The sequence below is a fragment of the Gordonia rubripertincta genome (assembly GCF_038024875.1).
GTDB classification, from domain to species: domain Bacteria; phylum Actinomycetota; class Actinomycetes; order Mycobacteriales; family Mycobacteriaceae; genus Gordonia; species Gordonia rubripertincta.
In genome coordinates this window covers 2669239-2690899 of record NZ_CP136136.1, presented here as the reverse complement: position 1 = coordinate 2690899, position 21661 = coordinate 2669239, and the positions used below count along the sequence as shown (strand labels likewise).

The 21661-nt window shown below is 67.5% G+C and carries 19 protein-coding genes and 1 pseudogene; 6 read left to right on the top strand and 14 right to left on the bottom strand.

From position 1 onward, the window contains the following. Positions 1-98 precede the first annotated feature (98 nt). Positions 99-938 (bottom strand): TetR family transcriptional regulator, encoded by an 840-nt coding sequence (locus RVF83_RS12230; RefSeq protein WP_039881267.1) that lies wholly within the window; start codon positions 936-938, stop codon positions 99-101. 97 nt (positions 939-1035) lie between these two features. Between RVF83_RS12230 and RVF83_RS12225 the strand changes: the two genes are divergently transcribed. Beyond that, positions 1036-2670, top strand: coding sequence for a class I adenylate-forming enzyme family protein (locus RVF83_RS12225; protein WP_005201175.1), 1635 nt, complete (start codon positions 1036-1038; stop codon positions 2668-2670). On the opposite strand, the gene RVF83_RS12220 is transcribed toward RVF83_RS12225, so the two are convergent. The 7 genes from RVF83_RS12220 to RVF83_RS12190 all read right to left on the bottom strand — a co-directional run bounded on the left by RVF83_RS12220 (position 2671) and on the right by RVF83_RS12190 (position 8264). After that, complete coding sequence (locus RVF83_RS12220) at positions 2671-3312, bottom strand: TetR/AcrR family transcriptional regulator (RefSeq protein ID WP_005201173.1); 642 nt, start codon at positions 3310-3312, stop codon at positions 2671-2673. It abuts the gene before it with no gap. A gap of 17 nt (positions 3313-3329) precedes the next feature. Then, positions 3330-3950, bottom strand: a complete 621-nt coding sequence (locus RVF83_RS12215; RefSeq protein WP_039881272.1) for a nitroreductase family protein — start codon at positions 3948-3950, stop codon at positions 3330-3332. A gap of 81 nt (positions 3951-4031) precedes the next feature. After that, the gene (locus RVF83_RS12210) at positions 4032-4631 is read right to left on the bottom strand and encodes a hypothetical protein (protein ID WP_341261940.1); all 600 of its coding nucleotides are present in this window, start codon (positions 4629-4631) and stop codon (positions 4032-4034) included. An 11-nt stretch (positions 4632-4642) separates the two neighbouring features. Then, positions 4643-5998, bottom strand: a complete 1356-nt coding sequence (locus RVF83_RS12205) for a hypothetical protein (RefSeq protein ID WP_005201163.1) — start codon at positions 5996-5998, stop codon at positions 4643-4645. Continuing rightward, entirely contained in the window at positions 5995-6276 is a 282-nt protein-coding gene (locus tag RVF83_RS12200; protein ID WP_254431699.1) for a hypothetical protein, read from the bottom strand. Before RVF83_RS12200 ends, RVF83_RS12205 begins: the two co-directional genes overlap by 4 nt. A gap of 123 nt (positions 6277-6399) precedes the next feature. After that, positions 6400-6798, bottom strand: coding sequence for an NUDIX hydrolase (locus RVF83_RS12195; protein ID WP_005201160.1), 399 nt, complete (start codon positions 6796-6798; stop codon positions 6400-6402). Next, the gene (locus RVF83_RS12190; protein WP_005201158.1) at positions 6795-8264 is read right to left on the bottom strand and encodes a carboxyl transferase domain-containing protein; all 1470 of its coding nucleotides are present in this window, start codon (positions 8262-8264) and stop codon (positions 6795-6797) included. The genes RVF83_RS12195 and RVF83_RS12190 overlap by 4 nt, the downstream gene beginning before the upstream one ends. A 110-nt stretch (positions 8265-8374) precedes the next feature. Between RVF83_RS12190 and RVF83_RS12185 the strand changes: the two genes are divergently transcribed. Continuing rightward, entirely contained in the window at positions 8375-8839 is a 465-nt protein-coding gene (locus RVF83_RS12185) for an SRPBCC family protein (protein WP_005201156.1), read from the top strand. Here the strand turns inward: RVF83_RS12185 and RVF83_RS12180 are convergent. Next, a complete protein-coding gene (locus RVF83_RS12180) occupies positions 8823-9299 on the bottom strand; it encodes an RDD family protein (protein ID WP_005201155.1) in 477 nt (158 codons plus the stop codon). The two genes, RVF83_RS12185 and RVF83_RS12180, sit on opposite strands and share 17 nt — an antisense overlap. Beyond that, positions 9296-9967: a hypothetical protein gene (locus tag RVF83_RS12175; protein ID WP_005201153.1), complete on the bottom strand. Its 672-nt coding sequence runs from the start codon at positions 9965-9967 to the stop codon at positions 9296-9298. Before RVF83_RS12175 ends, RVF83_RS12180 begins: the two co-directional genes overlap by 4 nt. 202 nt (positions 9968-10169) lie before the next feature. Here RVF83_RS12175 and RVF83_RS12170 point away from each other — a divergent pair. After that, positions 10170-11211 (top strand): annotated as a pseudogene (locus RVF83_RS12170) (GmrSD restriction endonuclease domain-containing protein). A gap of 78 nt (positions 11212-11289) precedes the next feature. On the opposite strand, the gene sucD reads toward RVF83_RS12170, so the two are convergent. Together sucD and sucC are read right to left on the bottom strand one after the other, a co-directional pair. After that, positions 11290-12192 (bottom strand): succinate--CoA ligase subunit alpha, encoded by a 903-nt coding sequence (gene sucD, locus RVF83_RS12165; protein WP_005201149.1) that lies wholly within the window; start codon positions 12190-12192, stop codon positions 11290-11292. Between the two features lie 14 nt (positions 12193-12206). Then, on the bottom strand, positions 12207-13370 hold the full coding sequence (sucC, locus tag RVF83_RS12160; protein WP_005201147.1) for an ADP-forming succinate--CoA ligase subunit beta: 1164 nt from the start codon (positions 13368-13370) through the stop codon (positions 12207-12209). A gap of 446 nt (positions 13371-13816) precedes the next feature. Here sucC and RVF83_RS12155 point away from each other — a divergent pair, with 446 nt between their 5' ends. Next, the gene (locus RVF83_RS12155; protein WP_039881266.1) at positions 13817-14965 is read left to right on the top strand and encodes a M23 family metallopeptidase; all 1149 of its coding nucleotides are present in this window, start codon (positions 13817-13819) and stop codon (positions 14963-14965) included. 126 nt (positions 14966-15091) lie between these two features. Here RVF83_RS12155 and RVF83_RS12150 read toward each other — a convergent pair whose 3' ends face one another. Next, positions 15092-17641, bottom strand: a complete 2550-nt coding sequence (locus RVF83_RS12150) for a UvrD-helicase domain-containing protein (RefSeq protein WP_005201144.1) — start codon at positions 17639-17641, stop codon at positions 15092-15094. Positions 17642-17835: 194 nt separating this feature from the next. Between RVF83_RS12150 and RVF83_RS12145 the strand changes: the two genes are divergently transcribed. After that, positions 17836-19392, top strand: coding sequence for a hypothetical protein (locus RVF83_RS12145; protein WP_005201143.1), 1557 nt, complete (start codon positions 17836-17838; stop codon positions 19390-19392). 1 nt (position 19393) lies between these two features. On the opposite strand, the gene RVF83_RS12140 is transcribed toward RVF83_RS12145, so the two are convergent. Continuing rightward, positions 19394-21196, bottom strand: coding sequence for a hypothetical protein (locus RVF83_RS12140; RefSeq protein WP_005201136.1), 1803 nt, complete (start codon positions 21194-21196; stop codon positions 19394-19396). A 65-nt stretch (positions 21197-21261) separates the two neighbouring features. Between RVF83_RS12140 and RVF83_RS12135 the strand changes: the two genes are divergently transcribed. Further along, positions 21262-21621, top strand: coding sequence for a chorismate mutase (locus RVF83_RS12135; protein WP_005201134.1), 360 nt, complete (start codon positions 21262-21264; stop codon positions 21619-21621). Positions 21622-21661: the final 40 nt, after the last annotated feature.

The window sequence follows — 21661 nt, the reverse complement described above, 5'->3', positions numbered from 1 at the left end:
CGGAAGGGAATGCCCAGCACACGGGACAAGTTCAGCATTACTGAACCTCTGCCGGTCCGGGGGTAGGCCGCCAGATACGCAGAGCGGCCCGGGGCGCCCTAGTGGTCGGCCCGATGGCCCACCATGGCGAGCGCCAGTTCCGCGTACTCGCGAGCGATCCGACGGCCCTGGGCGGCGCCGGAATCGTCGGTCCAGGTCGGCACGGCCAGGCACATGGTGACGATCGCCTTGGTCGCCACGGACAGGTCACCCGACCGGAAGGCGCCGAGTTCGGCGGCGCGCCGGGCCGTGTCGAGCAGGCGACCCTCGATCTGCGCCATCGACGCCTGCAGGTGCGTGCGGTTGGGTTCCTCGAGGCGCCGGAGCTCCGCCGCCAGGACGAGCGCCAGCGCGCGCCGCTCGACGTGGAACAGCGTGAGCGCCTCCACCATGTTGGCGAAGGCCGTCACCGCGTCGACGCCGTCGCCGGCCGCGTCGAGGCGTTGTGCCAGGTCAGCGTGGGCGATGTTGACCAGCGCGACGAGCAGATGCTGCTTGCTCGGGTAGTGGTGATAGATGCCGGCGACACTGATGTCGGCGCCGGCCGCGATGAGGCGCATCGTCGCACCGTGGTAGCCGAGCTCTTCGAAGACATCGATCGCCGACTCCAGCACCGGGTCCAGGGTCAGCGGGGCGAACACACGCCAGTCCGTCGGGTCCGCGGTCGTCTCGACCTTCTCCGGTTGCGGGGGCTCGAGGAAACGGGCAACGGGTACGTCCAGGCACTGCGCGATCTGACGCAAGCGGTCGACGGTGAGCCCGACCTTGCCGTTCTCGATGGCGCTCATGGTCCCGACGCTCACCCCGATACCGGCCGCCAGCCCACGCAGCGTCACGCCAGCCTGCTTGCGCAACTCGCGCACGGCGACGCCGCTGTCGGTCACCGGTTGTTCGACCATGCTGAACAGCTTATGGGGAGCCACGCATTTTTCGTAGACTCGTCCTCGTGCTCCGCAACCTGTCGCCTCGCTCGCGTCACCCCGAACGCTCGTACGCATGAACGCCTACGAGAGCCGTCCCTGGCTGGCCCACTACCCGTCCGGACTCTCTGAGCACCTCGACCTCGAGTTCGGGTCGCCGCTCGAGGCGTTCGACGCCGCGCTCGCCGCAGCTCCCGACGCCCCGGCCGTCCACTACTTCGGCGCGACGCTGAGCTGGGCCGACCTCGACGCCGCCTCGGACGCTCTCGCCCACGCAGTCCAGGAACGGGGCTTCGCAGTCGGTGACCGGCTGGGCATCGCCGTCCAGAACGAGCCGGCCGTCGTCCTCGGACTCCTCGCGGCCTGGAAGACCGGCGGTGTCGCCGCCCTCATCAGCCCCATGTACAAGCGGGGTGAATTCCGTAGGGCTCTGGACGATTTCACGCCGACCGCACTACTCATCCTCGACGAGGTCCACGCGGAGGTCGCCGACGAACTCGGGTCGATCGGACTCGTCATCACGGCCTCACCGCTCGACTTCGCCGGCAGCGACGATCTGCAGCGTGTGTTCGACGTGTCCCGGGTTCCGAGCCCGGGCACCGTCGAACTCCTCGACCTGATCGGCACCGGCTCGCGTGCGGTCACCCGGCACGCACCCGCACCGGACGACGTCGCGGTGCTGGCACCGACATCGGGTACCACCGGTCCGCCCAAGGGCGCGAAACTGACGCACCGAAATCTCGCTTTCAGCGCGCAGGCCTATCGCACCTGGACCGGCCTGGAACCCGGCGAGCCGATCCTGTGCATGTCGCCGATCTTCCACGTCACCGGCCTGGTGGGCTCGGTGATGCTGGCGCTGTCTCTGCGCTCGCCGCTCGTTCTCACCCACCGATTCGACGCCGGCTTGGTCCTCGACGCGGTGCGCGCCTGGCGTCCGGCGTTCGCCGTCGCCTCGATCACCGCCTACATCGCGCTCGCCGACCACCCCGACGCGTCACCCGAGGCGTTCGAGTCACTCCGACTCCGCTATTCGGGCGGTGCACCGGTCCTCCCCGACGTCGCCGAACGGATCTCCGAACGCCTCGGCGGGATGATCCACAACGTGTACGGGCAGACCGAGTCCACCTCGCCGACCCACATGGTGCCGCCCGGCGTCCTCGCACCGGTCGATCCCGAAACCGGCGCCCTCTCAGTGGGTCTGCCGATCTTCGACACGATGGCCCGGGTCGTCGACGAGCGCGGCGAACCGCTGCCGCCGGGGACGTTCGGCGAAATCGTCACGGCCGGAACGCAGATCGCCGCCGGCTACTGGGGTCAGGTCGACGACGGCGGCTCGGCGCTGCGCAACGGTGAGATGCGCACCGGCGACGTGGGTTTCATGGATGCCGACGGTTGGTTCTACGTCATCGACCGTAGCAACGACCTGATCAACGCGTCCGGGTACAAGATCTGGCCGTTCGAGATCGAGCAGGTGCTGCAATCGCATCCGGCGGTACTCGAGACGGCAGTCGTCGGAATCCCCGACGACTATCGCGGCGAGTCGACCCGCGCCTACGTCGCCCTGCAACCGGGTGCGGAGGTCACGCCGACCGAACTCATCGAGTACTGCCGGGAACGGATGGCGGCCTACAAGTATCCGCGCGAAGTCGAGATCGTCGGCGCACTGCCGCGCAGCGCGACCGGCAAGCTGCTGCGCCGCGAACTGCGCTGATCACACCCGGCAACCGAGCGCGGCCAGGGCCATCGCGGTGAGCAGACGACGCAGTTCGGACTCGTCGTAGGCGGGCAACCGGGGCGAGGAGTTCAGCAGGCCGAAGGTCGCGTGCACGCGGACGCGGGCCTCGGCCCGGTCGAGTGTGCGGCCCTCCTGCTCGTAGATGGCGATCACGACGTCGACCCAGCGTTCGACGTAGCGCCGCTGCAACAGTCGGACGCGGTGATTGGCCTCCGGCGTCATCGACGACAGATCGCGATCCTGGACGACGATCAGGTCGGGTTTCGTGACGAGCACGTCGATGTGGAACCCGATGAGCGCCAGCAGGGTCTCGGACGGCGGCCCGCCGCGGTCGACGACCTCGGCACCGCCGTCGTGGAGCCGCTGGCTGATGTCGACGAGCATCTCGTCGAGCAGTTCCGTCTTCGACGAGAAGTGCCGGTACATGGCCGGTCCGCTGATCCCGACCGCGCGCCCGATGTCCTCGAGACGCACAGCGGCGAAGCCGCGTTCGGCCATCTGCCGGGCGGCCGCGGTCAGCAACTCGGCGCGCCGGGCGGCCTTCGCCTGCGTGCGACGGGTCGGCGGGCGGGGGACGTCCCCCGTCTCGACCGGTGGGGTGTCACTGGTGGCGGACATGGTGATCCGCACTCTACTCACCAGCCGTCGATGTGGAGCACCGAGTCGAGGGGCTTGCGCGGAGCCGGCTTGAAGTCGGTGCCGGTGTAGTAGGCCACCGGCAGCAGCACACCCTGGTGGATGCCCGCGGGGATGCCGAGCAGCTCGGCGATCTCCTTCTCGTAGGCCAGGTGCAGCGTGGTCCACGCGGATCCGAGGCCGCGGGCACGCAGCGCGAGCTGCAGACTCCAGGCGCCCGGCAGCAGCGAGCCCCAGACGCCGGCCTGGTTGCCCTCGGGCAGGTCGCCGCCGGTGTAAATCGCGCCGATGACCAACACCGGGACCTGTCCCATCGTGTCGGCGAGGTACTGCGCGCTCGACGCGACCCGCTTGCCGGTCTCGTCGCGCGGCTGCTGGGCGGCGTAGTACTTCGAGAAGGACTGCGCGTAGTAGTCGGCGACCTTCTGTTTGAGTTCTGGGTCGGTGAGCACGATCCAGTGCCAGGTCTGGCTGTTGCTGCCGGTCGGCGCCTGCAGTGCGACCTCGAGCGCTTCCTTGACCACGTCGAGTGGGACGGGGCGATCGTAGTCCAGACGCTTGCGCACCGAGCGCGTCGTCGAGAGCAGCTGGTCGGGATCGAGCGGCAGGAGTTCGGTCATGTCCCCCATCTTCCACAGGTTGGGCCGCGGGCACCACCAACCGTGGTCAGGTCACGCGCGGATCCGGGCGGCTCCGTCGGTTCAGGCGATGGCCGATCCGAGCGCGGCCCCGGCCAGGAGAACAGGTATCGAGATGATCGCTCCGGCGCCACCCGCCACAAGTCCCGTTCCGACCCGCCGTACCGATCGCACGCCCCGAACAGGTGCCGTGCTCAGCGCGAGCAGAACCAGCCCGGTCAGCGGCGGCCCGATGATCAGCCATAGCGCGTCCCTGGAGGCCAATCCGGTAAACGGCAACGACATCAGGAGCATACCGATCACCACTGCACCGAACGATTCCGGCCCGAACCAGTCCTCACGTCGATACCTCGTCGACGGCGTCCTCACCACAGTGTCACCAGCGCGACATACGCGACCACCACGCTCGCCGCCAAGACACCCCAGAGCTGCTCCCGCACACCTCGGCGTTCGGCGCCACCACAGGCCGACAGCGATCGCTAGAAGGATGACGCCTGCAATGCCTATCACCACACCCAGCGACGACGACCACTCCGGATTCAGTCGGTCGGTGATCCCGGCCAGAATCATAAAGACGAAAATGGCGAATACCACCGAAACCGGTACGGCCACGGTGGCTGCCTGCCAAAACCGGGAATCCGCGAAGAGCGCACGATGCTTCATCGGCCGCGACACTATCGCACCATGACAACGGTCGGGGGACTGTCCGGATCGCCGAGGTTCGTCGGTCTGTTCCGTTCCCAGTCCGGGTCGTCGAAGTCGGCCTTGAAGGGGTCCATCATCGCGCGGCCCCCGCCGACCTCGTGGTAACCCGGCAGGTTGAACAACGGCCCCACTGCACTGCCGGAGTCGGCCGCGTCGACCAGCACGGGGCGGCTCTGTCCGGCCGAATTGTCCTGGTAGATCTCGACCGACGGATAATCGGTGATCCCACCGCCGGCGATGATCCGAGCAGTGCCGGGGTTTCCGCTGGTCGGTTGAAGGACAAGCGAGCCGTTGACGGTGTGGCCGGTGACCGAGGCACCGGGCGGCGCGAACGGATTGACCGCGTCGTACTGAATCATGATCGAGCCATCGGGTCGCTGCTGCGCCTGAACCTCGGGCTCACCGACTCGGACCTGACCAGTGGAGTCGACCGAGGGATTCTGTCTCGTGACAATCAGGCCGTTCTCGTAGTCCACGTACATGACCACACGGGCATGCTCCGGGTCGAAGTTGGGAGCCTCTGCCCGATTGTCCCCCAGGTCGTAGTGCGGTGCATTGAACACCTCGACCGCTGGTATATACAGTGCCGCGCGTACAACACCTTGCCCGGGCAACGGTTCGATGCGCGCAACTTTGATTCCGGGTTCCACTCCTTGGTATTTCGGGTCGTAACTGTTCGGATTCAACGCCTCGGCAGTCTTCCAGTCGACCGGGCCAGATGGCTCGCGACCGAAAATCTCCTCGAAGGCAGCCGCAGAGGCACGCAGGCGCTCAGGATCTGCGCGCGGACTCTGACGTTTGGAGTCCGTGATCACCGCGAGCGCAGAGATCAGCGCTTGCTCTGGCGCCATGGTCGCGAGAGTCTGGTTCGCCTCGGCGACCTCGGCACCCCAGGTGGCGTCGGCGCCAATGAGAACGGACACCAATCCGCCGAGCCGAGCGAGCTGCCGTCCTGCCTCGGAACTCCAGTCCTCGACGCCGTCGACGACCCATGAATCCGACAGTGTGACAGGGGGAATCACGTAGTTCTGAATGATCGAACGAATCTCGGAAACAGGATGCGACATCGCACTATGCGCGCCGGCCGCGGCGGCGGAGAGCGCGTCGTAACCGGACGCCACCGCGCCGATCTGTTCTCTTTCTCGCTCGGCCCGGTCTTCAGCAGCACGTCGCCCATCGCCTGTCCAGGCAAGTTCATAGATCGTGTCTCGCATCGTCTTTGACGTTCCGACGATTGCATCGGCGATCGCCGCGGCCCGTTCGGACAACTCTCGCAGGGAGTCGATGTTCCAACTCAGAACGTCACTTGGAGTGGCCACACTCACCCACCGCTTGTCGCGGAGTTGATGTCGGGGACACCCGCGATGCGAGCTGCGGCCTCTGCGTCAGAGTCGCCGTAGGTGTCCGCCGACAGCGACAAGAGACTTGCGAACTGGTCATACCTCACCTTGAGCACCTGCTTGGCGCGGGTACTCGCCGTATTCGATTCACCCAGTGCAGAACCCACATTGCTGCCTACCAGTTGTGCGGCGACTTCGGCGGCACCCAGGAAAGGAGCCGAATCGACCTCTCCAGAAAGCTGAGACAGCGTTCCCGACGCCACCCTCAGACTGTCCGGATTCACTTCAACCGACAAGACAATTCCCCTCCCCGCGCCCCGATTCGGAAGAATATACCGCCGGACGTTTCGGCACTGTCGCAGCAGTCCACATCCGACCGAGGGTCCCTATTCCAGCACCCCGTGCTCGCGGAGATGCCTCAGCAACCCGCGGGTCACCGGGAGTTCGGTCAGGTCTCGGGCGGTGAACCATCCGGCGTCCGCGGCGTCGTCGCCGGCACACAGTGTCCCGGAGACGATCCGCGCGGCGAAGTCATGGACCTCGAACACCACGTCGTCAGGGCCGGGGATGTCGACCGTCCACAGCAACTCCCCGACCTCGACGCGTAATCCGGTTTCCTCCAGCATCTCTCGGATGACGGCAGCTTCGGTCGATTCGCCGGGCTCGACCTTGCCGCCCGGTATCGTCCACTTCCCGGCCTGCGGCGGGTTCCGCCGCCGGATGAGCAGGACCCGACCCTCGTCGTCGGTCAGCACGGCTCCGACCGCGACGATGCGCCTGGTCATCGCACGTCCGCCGCGGGTACCCGGGTCCGCGCTCGCCGGTCCGGCGCCGGCGAACTCGCGAGATACCGGCCGATCGCCTCGCGGATCCCGGCCAGCGCGTCCGCATCGGAGTCGGCGTCGACGATGACGTCGACCATCCCCTGCGCGGCCAGTCGACCGGCGAGAATCCCCTGGCGCGAGGCCATCTCGCCGGCGTGGTCGAGGTCGCGGTGGACGATCAGACTCGCCCCTTCCGGAGGTAGCGGTGACAACCAGGCGTCGGCCCGTGCGACGCGCAGGTCCGCGGGGAACAGCGCCAGCGCCGCACCGCCGGCGCCCTGACCGAGCATCACCGAGACGGTCGGCACCGGAACCTCGATCAATTCAACTGTGCAGCGCGCGATCTGGGCGGCCAACCCACCCTCCTCGGCGACCACCGACAGTTCCGCGCCCGGCGTGTCGATGACGGTGACGACCGGCAGTCCGAGATCACCCGCCGCCATGATCGCCCGGCGCGCCTCGCGCAGATGTCGAGGCCCGGGTAGCTCGCCGTCCTCCTGGGACACCCGGTCGTATCCGACGACCATCGCCACTCGACCGACGAAGTCGCTGAGTGCGAAGCGAAGTGGTCCGGCGTCGGACAGCGCCGCCGAATCCCCCTGCGCGAGGAACTCGATCAGCCCCGCCCGCCCCGGTTCACGGGTCGCGAGGACGCTGACCCAGGCGTCGTGCGCCGGCGTGCCGGAATCGTCCGGCGCGGTCTGCGGAGCCTGCGCCGGCGGGGCGTCGCTGTGCACGGCGAGCAGTCGCAGTACCGCCGCGAGCCGCCCGGCCAGATCCCCCGGCTCCACCACATCGTCGACGACCGTTGTGCGGACCAGGTTCTCGGCAGTCTGCACACCGTCGGGGAACGGTTCGCCGTAGAGACCCTCGTAGACCCGGGGGCCGAGGAACCCGACCAGGGCACCGGGTTGCGCCCAGGTGACGTGGCCGAGGGATCCCCACGACGCGAAGACCCCGCCGGTCGTCGGATGCCGCAGGTAGACGAGGTACGAGAGTCCGGCCTTCTTATGGGCGGTGACGGCCCCGGTGATCGCGACCATCTGGAGGAATGCCGCAGTCCCTTCCTGCATGCGGGTGCCACCCGATGCGGGCAACGCGATCAGCGGAAGGCGTTCGCGGGTGGCCCGCCCGACCGCGTCGACGATGCGCGACCCGGCGTCCCGCCCGATGGACCCGCCGAGAAAGCCGAACTCGCTGAGCACGATCGCCGCACGGTGACCACCGAGCAGCCCCGTTCCGGTGATCACCGATTCGTCCGAACCGGCGCGTTCGCGGGCTCGCGTGAGGTCGTCGGCATAGGCGTGGTCGTCACCGTAGGAGGTAACCGCCGGACGTTCGATCGAGGTGTCCCACGACTCCCACGACCCGTCGTCGACGATCATGTCCCGCAAGTCCACAGCCGACAGCCGCGCCCGTTCACCCATGTCTCACACCGTATCCGCCCATGCATCACGACCTCGCCGAGTAGCGATGAATTCGGCTCGCGAGCGGGGTCATACTTCTTCGAGCATCCACCTCGTTCCCAGGAGTCACCATGGCCGATACCTTCCGCATCGCCCGCTCGACCGTCGTCGACGCCGCGCCCGCCGCGATCCTGCCGTACCTGACCGACTTTCGGCAGTGGGTCCACTGGTCACCATGGGAGGGCGTCGATCCCGACCTGGATCGCATCTACTCCGGCGCGGAGTCCGGCGTCGGCGCGAAGTATGCGTGGTCCGGCAACCGGAAGGCCGGGCGCGGCACCATGGAGATCACCCGAGTCGACGCACCGCGCGAGGTCGAGGTGCGGCTCGATTTCGACAAGCCGATGAAAGCCACCAACACGGTCACCTTCGAACTCGTCCCCCAGGGCGAGCTCACCCGCGTCAACTGGGTGATGGTGGGCAAGCAGACCCTGTTCAGCCGGGTCGGCGGACTGTTCGGACTCTTCGACAAGATGCTCGGCAAGGACTTCGAGAAGGGCCTGGCCCAGCTGAAGGCGGTCAGCGAGAGTAGATGACCCGGGTGCGGAAGACGATGTCGGCGACCGAGCGGCGCCGACGATCGACGGCAACCCACACCAGACCGATGGCGAAAACGGTGCAGAACAGGGCCCGTAGCACGGCGACGGCGGGCCGGACACGCACGCCCTTGCTGTTCACCACTCGCAGTCCCATCACGACCGAGCCCAGAGTGCGGCCGGTCACCTCCCAGCACGTGGACAGGTAGAACACCGAGGTGATCACGAACCCTGTTGTGGTGAACAGGATGTTGAGTTGCGGGAAGTGGAACTCGCTGACCGTGACTGCGAACTTCATCAGTGCGAGACCGAGATAGCACGCGCCCAGGATGATCCAGACGACGAGCAGGTCGAGGAAGGCCCCGATGCCGCGACTGACGATCCCGGCGTTCTTGTCCCGGTCCTGGACGGCATGCGCCCGGTTCACCGCGGGGTGGTCGGGTTTCGGTCCTGCGGTCATCCGCCTGCACCGTCCCGCCCGGGCTCGTCGGCGACCTCGGCGGCGCGTCGACGTAGGAATCGATTGACCGCGTTGGCGACCGCGTCGTCGGCACGCTCGCTGGTACTCCGGACATCGGTCATCACGTCGGCGGTGACCGAGGTGCTGGCCTCCCGGATGATGTCGGGAAGGTCGACGCCGTCGATGATCTCCTCGGCCAGTGCGACGAGGTCGACACGGTCGAGGATCGCGTCGATGTCGATCCGCGCTGCGATCGCGTCGATGTCGATCCGCGTCGCGATCGAGTCCAGGTCGATCTTGGTCGCCACCGCATCGAGATCCACCAGGTCGATGGCCTTCATCAGATCCACCTGCGCCACAGCACGATCGAGGTCGACCGTCTCGATCACCGCGTCGAGGTCGATGACCGCGAGGACCTCGGCGATGAGCCGGTGCAGATCGACGTTGCGCAACACGAGATCGGTCAGATCGACCTCCTCGGTGAGGACGCGCACGACCTCGCGGACGACCGCGCCGAGAATGATCCGAGTCGTCGTGGCGATCCACACGCCGGTGTCGTCGACGAGCCGCTGCGCCCTGGTGCGTGCCGCGCCGATGATCCCGCCCGCGACGGGCAGTCGCTCAGCGACGTCGACGACGACGCCGGCGAAATGCAGCGACTCCCTCATCAATTGGGCTGTCGCGCCGCGCCGCGGCTCTGGGTTCACCGACGAATTATCGCACGCGGGCATCGGCGCGGACCGTCGCAATCGTGTCACGTCGAGTGCCATGTAACAGCCCCGGTTCTGCGTCGATATGGACCTCGAGGCTCGTCGAGACATGTGCGCGTCATGATGATGATGATCAGTCCTATGAGAGGTTTGCTCGACGATGCCAGTTCCCCCGCGCGCGCACCCGGAGTCCCGATGGCTGCTCGCGGCCCCCGTCGCTGTGTTCACACTCGCCGCCGCCGGCTGCGGCATCGGCCAGCAGACCGCGGCCGCGCCACCGGCACCGGAGACCACCTCGGCCGTCACGGCGACCACCGAGGCGCCGCTGCCCACCGCATCGCCCGTGATCACGGTGGCCTCGGCACCGGGTGCGGACAACGCCCTGAAGACTTTGAACACCCTGGCTGTGAAGGGACGCGCACCCAAGACCGGATACGACCGCGACCTGTTCGGCCAGGCCTGGTCCGACGACGTCACCGTCGACGGCGGACACAACGGCTGCGACACCCGCAACGACATCCTGCGTCGCGACCTGACCGACATCACCCTCAAGCCGGGCTCCAACGGTTGCGCCGTCCTGTCGGGCACGCTCGACGATCCGTACACCGGCACGACGATCCGGTTCGTCCGCGGCCAGGGGACGTCCGCGGCGGTCCAGATCGATCACGTCGTCGCGCTCTCGGACGCGTGGCAGAAGGGTGCGCAGCAACTCTCACCGCAGCAGCGCATCGACTTCGCCAACGATCCGCGCAACCTGCAGGCCGTCGACGGGCCGACCAACCAGAAGAAGGGAGCCGGCGACGCCGCGACCTGGCTGCCGCCGAACAAGGACTACCGGTGCACCTACGTGTCCCGTCAGGTGGATGTGAAGGCCGCCTACCGGCTCTGGGGTGACCCAGGCGGAGAAGGACGCGATCACCCGCGTCCTGACCTCGTGCGGCGCCACCGCGGCGGCACCGACGACCACCGAGCGCACCGAGACACGTACCTCCACGGCGACCCCGGTCCCCGAGACGACCTACACGCCGCCGCGGCTCTACGCCCCGCCGGCCGAGACGACGCCGCCGGTGGACGCGCCGTCCTCGGCGTACTACGCCAACTGTTCGGCGGCACGCGCGGCCGGCGCCGCCCCTCTGTACGCGGGTCAGCCCGGCTACCGCGCCAAGCTCGACCGCGACGGTGACGGGGTCGCCTGCGAGTAGGCGCACCCGGAACACCGAGCGCACGAAAAAACCCGAGCGGACGATCCCGCTCGGGTTTTCTCGGTGTCGAGGGACGACTCAGAGAGCCTCGTAGAGCTCCCGTGCCAGCGCCGCGGTCTCGGACGGCGTCTTGCCGACCTTCACGCCTGCGGCCTCGAGGGCCTCCTTCTTGGCCTGCGCGGTGCCGGAGCTACCGGACACGATCGCACCGGCGTGACCCATGGTCTTGCCCTCCGGCGCGGTGAAGCCCGCGACGTAGCCGACGACCGGCTTGGAGACGTTGGCCTTGATGTAGTCGGCGGCCCGCTCCTCGGCGTCGCCACCGATCTCACCGATCATCACGATCAGCTTGGTCTCGGGGTCCTTCTCGAACGCCTCGATGGCGTCGATGTGGGTGGTGCCGATGACCGGGTCGCCGCCGATGCCGATGGCGGTCGAGAAGCCGAGGTCGCGCAGCTCGTACATCATCTGGTAGGTCAGGGTGCCCGACTTGGAGACCAGACCGATCGGGCCCTTGCCGGTGATGTTGTTCGGCGTGATGCCGACCAGAGCCTCACCCGGGGTGATGATGCCGGGGCAGTTGGGACCGATGATGCGGGTCTTGGCGCCCTTCTCCACGTTGTAGGCCCACGCATAGGCGCTGTCCTGCACCGGGATGCCCTCGGTGATGACGACCAGCAGCGGGATCTCCGCGTCGATCGCCTCGATGATGGCGTCCTTGGAGAACTTCGGCGGCACGAAGGCGATCGAGGTGTCGGCCCCGGTCTCCTTCATGGCCTCTTCGACGGAGGCGAACACCGGCAGTTCGACATTGTTGCCGTCGGCGTCGACATGCGACACCGTGGTGCCGGCCTTGCGCGCGTTCACGCCGCCGACGACGTTGGTGCCGGCCTTGAGCATCAGGGCGGTGTGCTTGGTGCCCTCACCACCGGTGATGCCCTGGACGATGACCTTGTTGTCCTTGTTCAGAAAGATCGACATTTTCCGTGGCTCCCTTACTTGCTCGCCAGCTCGGCGGCCTTGTCGGCGCCCGAGTCCATGGTTTCGGCGAGCGTGACCAGCGGGTGGTTCGCATCGGCCAGGATCTTGCGACCTTCGTCGACCTTGTTGCCGTCGAGGCGGACGACGAGAGGCTTGTTGGCCTCCGACCCCAGCTTCTCCAGGGCGCCGACGATGCCGTTGGCGACCGCGTCACACGCGGTGATGCCACCGAAGACGTTCACGAAGACGCTCTTGACCTGATCGTCGTTGAGGATGACGTCCAGGCCGGCGGCCATGACCTCGGCCGAGGCACCGCCACCGATGTCGAGGAAGTTGGCCGGCTTCACACCGTTGTGCTTCTCACCGGCGTAGGCGACGACGTCGAGGGTCGACATGACCAGACCCGCACCGTTACCGATGATGCCGACCTGTCCGTCGAGCTTGACGTAGTTGAGGTCGTTCTCCTTGGCCTTGAGCTCGAGCGGGTCGGTCGCCTCGATGTCGGCGAACTCCGCATGGCCGGGCTGACGGAAATCGGCGTTCTCGTCGAGGGTGACCTTGCCGTCGAGGGCCAGGATCTGATCGTCCGGGGTGCGGACGAGCGGGTTGACCTCCACCAGGGTGGCGTCTTCGGCGACGAAGACCTCCCACAGCTTCTGGATGGTCACGGCCGCGGCGTCGAGGACCTCGGCAGGCAGATGGCCCTGCTCGGCGATCGAGCGCGCGGTCTCCAGGTCGACACCCTTCACGGCGTCGACGGCGACCTTGGCGAGACGCTCGGGCTTGGTCGCGGCGACCTCTTCGATCTCCATGCCGCCCTCGACCGAGCACATGGCCAGGTAGGTGCGGTTGGAACGATCGAGGAGGAAGGAGATGTAGTACTCCTCCGCGATGTCGCTGGCCTCGGCGACCAGCAGCTTCTTCACGACATGGCCCTTGATGTCGAGGCCAAGGATGTTGGAGGCGTGGGACTGCGCGTCGTCCGGGGTAGCGGCGTACTTCACGCCGCCTGCCTTGCCACGTCCGCCGGTCTTGACCTGCGCCTTGATCATCACGGGCTTGCCGATTTCCTCGGCAATCGCCCGCGCGTCGGCGGCATCATCGGTCACCCGACCGGGTGTGGTGGGAACCCCGTGCTTGGCGAACAGTTCCTTCGCCTGGTATTCGAAGAGATCCATTCAGCTCACCATCTCGTAGATTTGCCCGCCTAAGGGTGTAACGCGGGCCATATCGGACTTTAAACCCGTCCTTTGTCGCCCCTTCGCGCGCACCCTGCCCATGTGCGACAGATCACTCGCTCGGTACGAACCTACTCCCGAGTACGTCTCGATACCTCTCACCTGGCAGATTCGTCGAACGCCGGACCCGGCCGGACACGCCCGCGGCCCGGGGTGTTGAATCGATCGCGGCGACAAACCCGGGGAAGCCACGCATCCAGGTCGGCAAACCCAAGATTCGACGGTTTGACGAAGTTGGAAATATCTTGTGACTCAGCTCACAAATTTCCGATTAGCGGCTTTCTACGGTTGGACTTGCCGCAATCATTTCGTTACCGTCGGCTCTCAGAGTTGGTCACAGAAGGATTACGGACATTACGTCGGATCCGCGGTAGCGAAGAGATGAGGTGGACGATTTGGCGGGACCCGGAGTCTCACGCGGATCGAGCCGCGTCCGATCGGGCGGGTTGGTCGACGACCTCACAGCAGAGGAGATGACCACCATCATCCCCTTCGTCGACGACGACACGGACTACGACCTCAGCGATTACGACTTCGGCTACGAAGCCCCCCGCTCGTCTGCTTCCACCACCCGGACACCGTCCGAAGAGACCACCTGGACCCCCTCGTCCTGGAAGGGCTACTACCGCCCGACCCACTCGGAGATCACCCAGGACATCCTGATCCCCGAGCACGAGTTCGATCAGTACGAACACGACGAGCCGTTCGACGTCGAGGGCGCCGAGCTCGACATTCTCATCGACGACGAGAACGAGTCCGACTCCGACCTCCGTCCGTTCCGCACCAATCCGGCCGGCCAGCGCGTCCGTCGTGGCGGCAAGCACCGCATCGCGGCCCCGCCGAACGCCCTCAAGGGTGGGCGCGCCGCCCTGATCGCCATGGCGGCCGGCGCAGCCGTTGCCGCGGTCTCCCAGGTGGGTGCCACCGACGACGCGTCGACCACGACCGCCACCACGACCGCCGCAGCCGTCAACGACGCCACGGCCCCCGTCGACCTCGGTCCGGGAGTGGCCACCGCGTCGCCGGTCACCGACCAGATGAACGTCTTCACCGACCAGCTCGGCGTCGGCGCCAAGATGGCCGCCGACGAGGCGCAGCGCGAGGCCCTGGCCCGTCGCCCACTCTTCACCTCGCCGATCCCGCTCGGCAAGTACGACTTCACCTCCGCCTTCGCGATGCGCTGGGGCACCATGCACGGCGGCATCGACATGGCCGCCCCGCTCGGTACCCCGATCCACGCGGCGACCGACGGCGTCGTCATCAAGGCCGAACCGGCCTCCGGTTACGGCCACTGGGTCCAGATCCGCGCCGACGACGGCACGGTGACCATGTACGGCCACATGTCCTCGTCGGGCGTCCTCGTCAGCGCGGGACAGAAGGTCACCGCCGGCGACGTCATCGCACTCGTCGGCAACGAGGGCTTCTCGTTCGGCCCGCACCTCCACTTCGAGGTGTGGAAGGACGGCAACACCAAGATCGATCCGGTGCCGTGGCTCGCCGCCAAGGGCGTCAAGCTCTCCGGCTACACCGGCTAGATCCTCTCTCCGCCCTCTGAGGCGTACGACGCGCTCACGCCCCCTCGTTCCCTGAAATCACTGCCGGCACGATCACATTGCGATCTGTCCCGGCATGCGGGACCAAACGCAACGTGATCGTGCTGCTCAGAGCTTTTCTCCCGGGATGCCACCCGCGGTCAGCAAGGTGACGCGTCCGGCACTGCCGCCGTAGTCGATGGTGACGCGTTCGGTGGCGCCACTGCCCTCCTTGGCCACGACTTTGCCCATGCCGTACTTGGGATGGTTGTGCCGGTCGCCGATGTCGAGGTGGACCTGCTTGTTGCGTCCGCGGGCCGGGTCGGAGGAGTACGACGACCGGCCGCGACCGAACGACGAACCGCCGCCACTGCCCGAGAACGAGCCGTCGCGACCGAACACGCCGCCCGACGATCCGCCGAAGCCACGTGCCGAACGACGCGGCTCGGTGCGCCGCCAGTCGATCAGGTGCTGCGGGATCTCCTGCAGGAAGCGGGATTCCGGATTCGACACCGGCTGCCCCCATGATGCACGGGTCACCGATCGGGTCAGGTACAGGCGCTGCTTGGCGCGGGTGATGCCCACGTAGGCGAGGCGGCGTTCCTCACTCAGTTCGTTCGGGTCACCGAGTGCACGCATGTGCGGGAAATGCCCGTCCTCCCAACCGGTCACGAACACGACCGGGAACTCCAGGCCCTTCGCGGTGTGCAGCGTCATCATCGTGACGACGCCGTCTCCTTCGTCGGGCACCTGGTCGGCATCGGCGACCAGCGAGACCCGCTCGAGAAATGCTGCGAGAGAACCGGGTTCGGGCTCACCCTCGCGGTCCACCTCGGCTGCGTCGGAATTCGGCCCGCTCGCTCCGCTCCCGGCGCCGGACGGATCATCGTCCGCCTCCAGATCGACCTGGGCGGCATCGGCGCTGAACTCCCGTGCGACGGCGACGAGTTCGTTGATGTTGTCGAGCCGGGCGCCGTCCTGGGGATCGTTCGACGCCTCCAACTCGGACCGGTAACCGGTGCGTTCGACGATCGCGTCGACGAGTTCACCGATGTCGGCGGACTCCTCGGTGGCGTCGAGGAAGGCGGTGTCGGCGTCGTCGGTGTCGGATTCGCCGAAGTGCGTGAGGAAGTCGGCGCGCAGACCCTCGATGAGTTCGACGAAGCCGCCGATCTGCTTGACCGCGCGTGTGTTCAGCAGCGCGACCTTGCCCTCGGCGGCGTCGACGAGCGACTCGTAGAAGCTGCGGCCGGTGTTCTCCGAATGCACGGCGACACAGGCCTCGGCGCGATCGCCGATTCCGCGTCGGGGGGTGTTGAGGATGCGCCGCAGGCTCACCGAGTCGTCGGGGTTGGCCACCACCCGGAGATAGGCGACCACGTCCCGGACTTCTTTGCGCTCATAGAATTTGGTGCCGCCGACCACCTTGTACGGGATGCCGTGGCGGACGAACACCTCCTCGATCGCACGGGAGCCGGTGTTGGTGCGGTAGAAGACCGCGATGTCGGAGTACTTGTAGCTCGATGACCCGCCGATCGAGTAGTCGGTGAGTTCCTCGATCTCCTTGGCGATGAACGTCGACTCCTCGCGATCGGAGTCGGCGACGTAGCCGACGATGAGCTCGCCGTCGCCGGAGTCGGTCCAGAGCTTCTTCTCGCGACGGCCGGTGTTGCGCGCGATGACCGCGTTGGCGGCCGACAGGATCGTCTGCGTCGAGCGGTAGTTCTGTTCGAGCAGAACTGTTTCGGCGTTCGTGAAGTCGCGCTCGAACTCTTCGATGTTGCGGATGGTGGCGCCGCGGAAGGCGTAGATCGACTGATCGGCGTCACCGACGACGCACAGTTCGGAGGGTTCGAGGCCGCTCGCGGTGGTGTGCTCCCCCACCAGTTCGCGGATGAGGACGTACTGGGCGTGGTTGGTGTCCTGGTACTCGTCGACGAGGACGTGCCGGAAACGGCGCCGATAGTACTCGGCGACCTGCGGGTGACGGTGCAGCAGCGCGACGGTCTCGCCGATCAGGTCGTCGAAGTCGAAGGCGTTGGCCGCCCGCAGCCGGCGCTGGTACTCGGCGAAGATCTTCGCGATCGTCGCCGCGGTGAAGTCGTCCTCGTTGGCCGCGGCCGCGGCCGCGTCGGGCGAGATCAGCTCGTTCTTGAAGTTCGAGATGGCCACCGAGACGCCGCGCGGACTGAACTTCTTCGGGTCCAGGTCGAGGTCGCGGATGATCATGCCCAGCAACCGCTTCGAGTCGTCGGCGTCGTAGATGGAGAAGTTGGAGTTCATCCCCTCCAGCAGGCCCGACTGCGCCCGCAGGATGCGGACGCACGTCGAGTGGAAGGTCGAGACCCACATGTAGGCGGCCCGCGGCCCGACCAGGTCGATGACGCGCTCGCGCATCTCGGCGGCGGCCTTGTTGGTGAAGGTGATGGCCAGGATCTGCCCGGGCGTCACGTCGCGGGCCGCCAGCAGGTAGGCGATGCGGCGGGTCAGGACCGAGGTCTTGCCCGAACCCGCGCCGGCGACGATCAGCAGGGGCGCGCCCGCGTGGAGCACCGCGGCGCGCTGCTGCGGGTTGAGGCCCTCGAGCAGGCGGGCGGCACGGTCGTCGGCGGCAGCCGTCCCCGAGGAGGAGGAAGACGTGCGACCGGCGAGGAGAGGGGCAGAAGAAGAGCTGTTCATCGGTAGTCCAGGCTACCCGCCCGCACCGACACCGCCCCGTCGGCCTTGGGCCGGATGCCCGTCGTCCGATCGCTCGACCACCCCGTGCGTTGACACCCGAGATGCCTGGTCCCGCGGCTACGATGACCCGGTATCACTGGCTCGGGGCGCCCGTCGATGCGGTTGGCGAGCCTCGGCGACCGAAAGAGGCGACCATGAAGAGACCGTCGATTGCCCCCGCCGCCATCACCCTCGGTGTCGGAGCGCTGGCTCTCGTGGTCGCCCTGATCCTGTCGTTCGTGCCGTTCAGCAGCGCGGGCACGGTCGAACCGACCGCCGCGTTCCGCGCGCAGAAGAGCCTCGACGAGGTGCTCTTCAAGATGGCGACGAGCCCCGCGGCCAAGTACACCGGCAAGGTCGCCTACAAGTACGACGACGCCCGCGGCGAAGGCACGGTCGAGTTCAGCGATCTGATCGTGACGACGTCGAACACCGCCGAGGGCACGGTGTCGCTGGGTTCCGAACAGGGCGAATACCGCCAGATCAGCAACAATCCGTACATCAGCGCGCCCACCTCGCTGTGGAACGAGCTGCTCGTCGCCGACGAGAAGCTGAACCTCGACATGGCACCGCTGGACAACAAGTGGGCGTCGACGCGGTTCACCAGTCTTCCCCGCTTCGGGACCATCCTCGGCCCGGACAACCTGGCCGGCGACATCGGCAACGTCGAGTTCGGTTCCGAACCGCAGCTCGGCGTCGAACTGCCGGCCCCGAACAAGGGCACCCCCGACGCCCGCCGCTGGCCCACGAGCGATCCGCCCATCGAGTTCGTCGGGGACAACAAGGTGAAGGTCGGCAGCTGGGAGGTCACCTTCGACCCCGAGTCCAAGAACGTCACCAACGTCAAGGGGCAGTCCAAGCAGGGATCGGCGACCTACGACATCGACACCTCGGTGAGCCTGCAGCCGGCCGACCAGGCGCAGAAGGTGTTCGCCAATCAGCGCGCACTCGTCGGCGATCTGCTGTCGGCGCCGGCACCGGGCCTGTGGGCCAAGCAGCCGGTCGTCACCCCGCGCCTCGTCGGCGAGTGCACCACCGCGGCCTGCGCCTACGACTTCTCCGTCTCCGGTATCCCGTGGGCCGACGACGTCACCGGCCACTTCAACTACGGCATGACCCTGAACTTCGCGGTCGGCGGTCGTCCCGCGGGCGCGCTGGGCGGCGAGTGCAAGCCGGTCGTGCGCGTCGACTTCGGCCGCACCGCCACCACGAGGTGTACGGCGACCAACCTGCCGGCGAACTCGTCGATCGGACCGCGTTCGGCCTACACGTACCTGGCCTTCCTGGACACCACCGAGGCCGATCTCAACAAGCTGATCGACGACAACGAGAAGCAGACCAACACCGAGGTCGTCTACGTCCGCACCGGCAACAAGAGCCCCGACCAGGCCCGCTACGGCGCCGGGATCACCGGCCTCCCCAGCTACTACGCGGTCAAGCGCGGCGAGTATCTCTTCGACGGCATCGGCACCGACGGCAACCTGCACATCACCTTCGGTCCGGGTTACAAAGAGCACATCAGCGGCGGCAGTTTCGACCCGAGTTGGGAGGGCACCGAGGTGCTCAAGAAGCAGATCGGTGAGCAGGTCGAGGCCGCCGGGGACGTGCAGGTCGTCTACTTCGTCAACGAGCCGGAGGCGGCGTCAGCGCTGCGTGCGCTGATCGCTTCCGAGGGGCAGACCGACCACGTCAGCGCCTACTTCTACGAGTAGGTCATCCGCCGGCGAAGCGCGCCTCGACCGCCTCGCCGACCCGGCCGGCGCCGGTGTGGAGTCGTAGGCCTGCGGTCACCGGGCGTATCGAGATCGCGTCGCCGCCGCCGTCGAGGCGGACGTAGATGGAGCCGAGGCCCGAACGGACCGGTACGCGCACGGCCTTTCCACCGTCGAGCTTCATCTCGACCTCGCCGTCGCGGGTGGCGCAGTAGCTCAGTGCGACGGTCCACGGCCACGGGAACAACGGGCCGTCGAGTGCCAGGCGCGTCGGCCCCGAGATCTCCGGCCGGGCACAGTTGCCGAGTCCCGCACCGACGAGCCGTCGCTGGGTCACCCCGCCGGGCACCGCGTTGCCCGCGGTGTCGAGGACGAGGAGCCGGTCGGTGCTGGTACCGAACTCCGGTCGCGGATCGACGCGACCGAAGATGCGGCTGATCTGATTGTCCGGGTAGACGACCGGTTGCAGGATCTCCAGCGGGACCGACTGATCCAGCAGCGTCGCTTCGGCGTTGTCGTGCAGGGTCGCGACCGCCGTCTTCAGGTAGTCGCCGGTGGGATTGTCGCGCCACGACGCGGAGAACGACACGAGCGAGACCACCGCCGACACCATCGCGAGCGCAGCGACAACCGGCACGAGCAGCACAGCGGGCGACTTCTCCTCGGCAGAGTGGCGGCGTTCCGGGGGGGACGCGGTCGTCGACCGGGCACCGGCCAGCAGCGCGATCGCGATGGCGAAGACGAGCGCGGTGTCGGGCAGGTACCGCATGTGCTGGGCGAGAGCGACCGCGGTCTCCGGGCTCGAGCGGTTCCACATCACCGGGATCTGGGCGGCCACCGCGTACAGCGCGGCGAACGCGATGATCGGTACCGCCCCACGCCTGCGGGTGACCGCCCACCACGTGACCGCCGCCAACACCAGCCAGCCGGCGACGATCATCCAGGTTGCGGGGAAACCGGTGGGCGGGCCCGGCGTCCACCGGTCCCACTCCCACGGGCCGCCGACCAGCGACGGCACGATGGCGTGGTTCACCGACCGCCACACCAGTCGCGCGGTCTGGCCGACCGAATGGTTGCCCGCGAAGGGATCGGCGGTGACGAAGTACACGACGACCCAGAGCGCGGTCACCACGGCGAGCGACGACCACAACTCGCGGCCGGCGCGCAGGGTCGCGGTCAGCGCGGTCCGTCCCGCACCGCTCGCGAGCACCGCGGCGACAAAGGCGATCGGGAGGATGAACAACGACTTCTCGAAGAAGGCCAGCGCGACAACGAAGACCACCGTCGAGCGGATCCACACCGCCCGGCGTCGTTCCGGGTCGATGTCTCCCCGCGCGAGTCCCACGGCGTCGACGACGATCCACGCCAGTGCCGCCTGCATCGGCAACGTGTTGAGGCCCGACGCCCACCAGGCGAAGGCGGGCACCGTCATCGGGCTGAACAGATAGAACGCCAGCGCCACCAGCGCACCGGCGCGGGCCGCGGGTGCGATGACGCGGATCATCCGCCACACCGCGACCGACGCGATCGCCTGCAGGACGATCAGCGTCAGCGCGGGGAGCGCCCAGTTGACCGGCGCCAGCCAGGTGGCCACCCCGGCCAGCAGGAAGGCCGCCGGCATGAAATGGCCGTCGTGGCTGTGCCCCAGGTACTCCCAGGACAGGATCGGATTCGACGAGGCCCGGGCGATCAGCACCAGATCGTCCCAGTAGAAGTTGCCGGTCGCGACGAGCCACCCCCGGATGATCAGCTGTCCGGCGATCAGGGCGACCGCGATCATCGACATCATGCGCGCGTTGAGCATGCGCTCCAGTGTCCATGTCGTGGGCACCGGCGGGCCGGGGAGGTGCGCCGTGGCAAAATCAGGCCGTGACCGATCGCAGCCCGAGCTCCGGATCCGACGAGCCCCGACAGTCGACTCCGACGTCCTTCGAGAACACGATCGATCTCGAGAAGTACCAGCTGACCTCGGACGTCGACGACCTGCCGGACGACATCGACGAGCTGCGCCTCGAGATCGACCGGCTCGATGCCGTCATCCTCGGTGCGATCAAACGACGCTCGGCGGTCTCGAAGAAGATCGGCGCCGCGCGCATGGCGTCGGGCGGTCCGCGACTCGTGCACAGCCGCGAGGTCAAGGTCATCGACCGGTTCGCCGAACTCGGCAAGGAGGGTCACACCCTCGCGATGCTCCTCCTCCGACTCGGCCGGGGTCCCCTCGGCCGCTGACGCCACGGTGAAGTTTCACCGCCGGGTGTGACGACCGTCG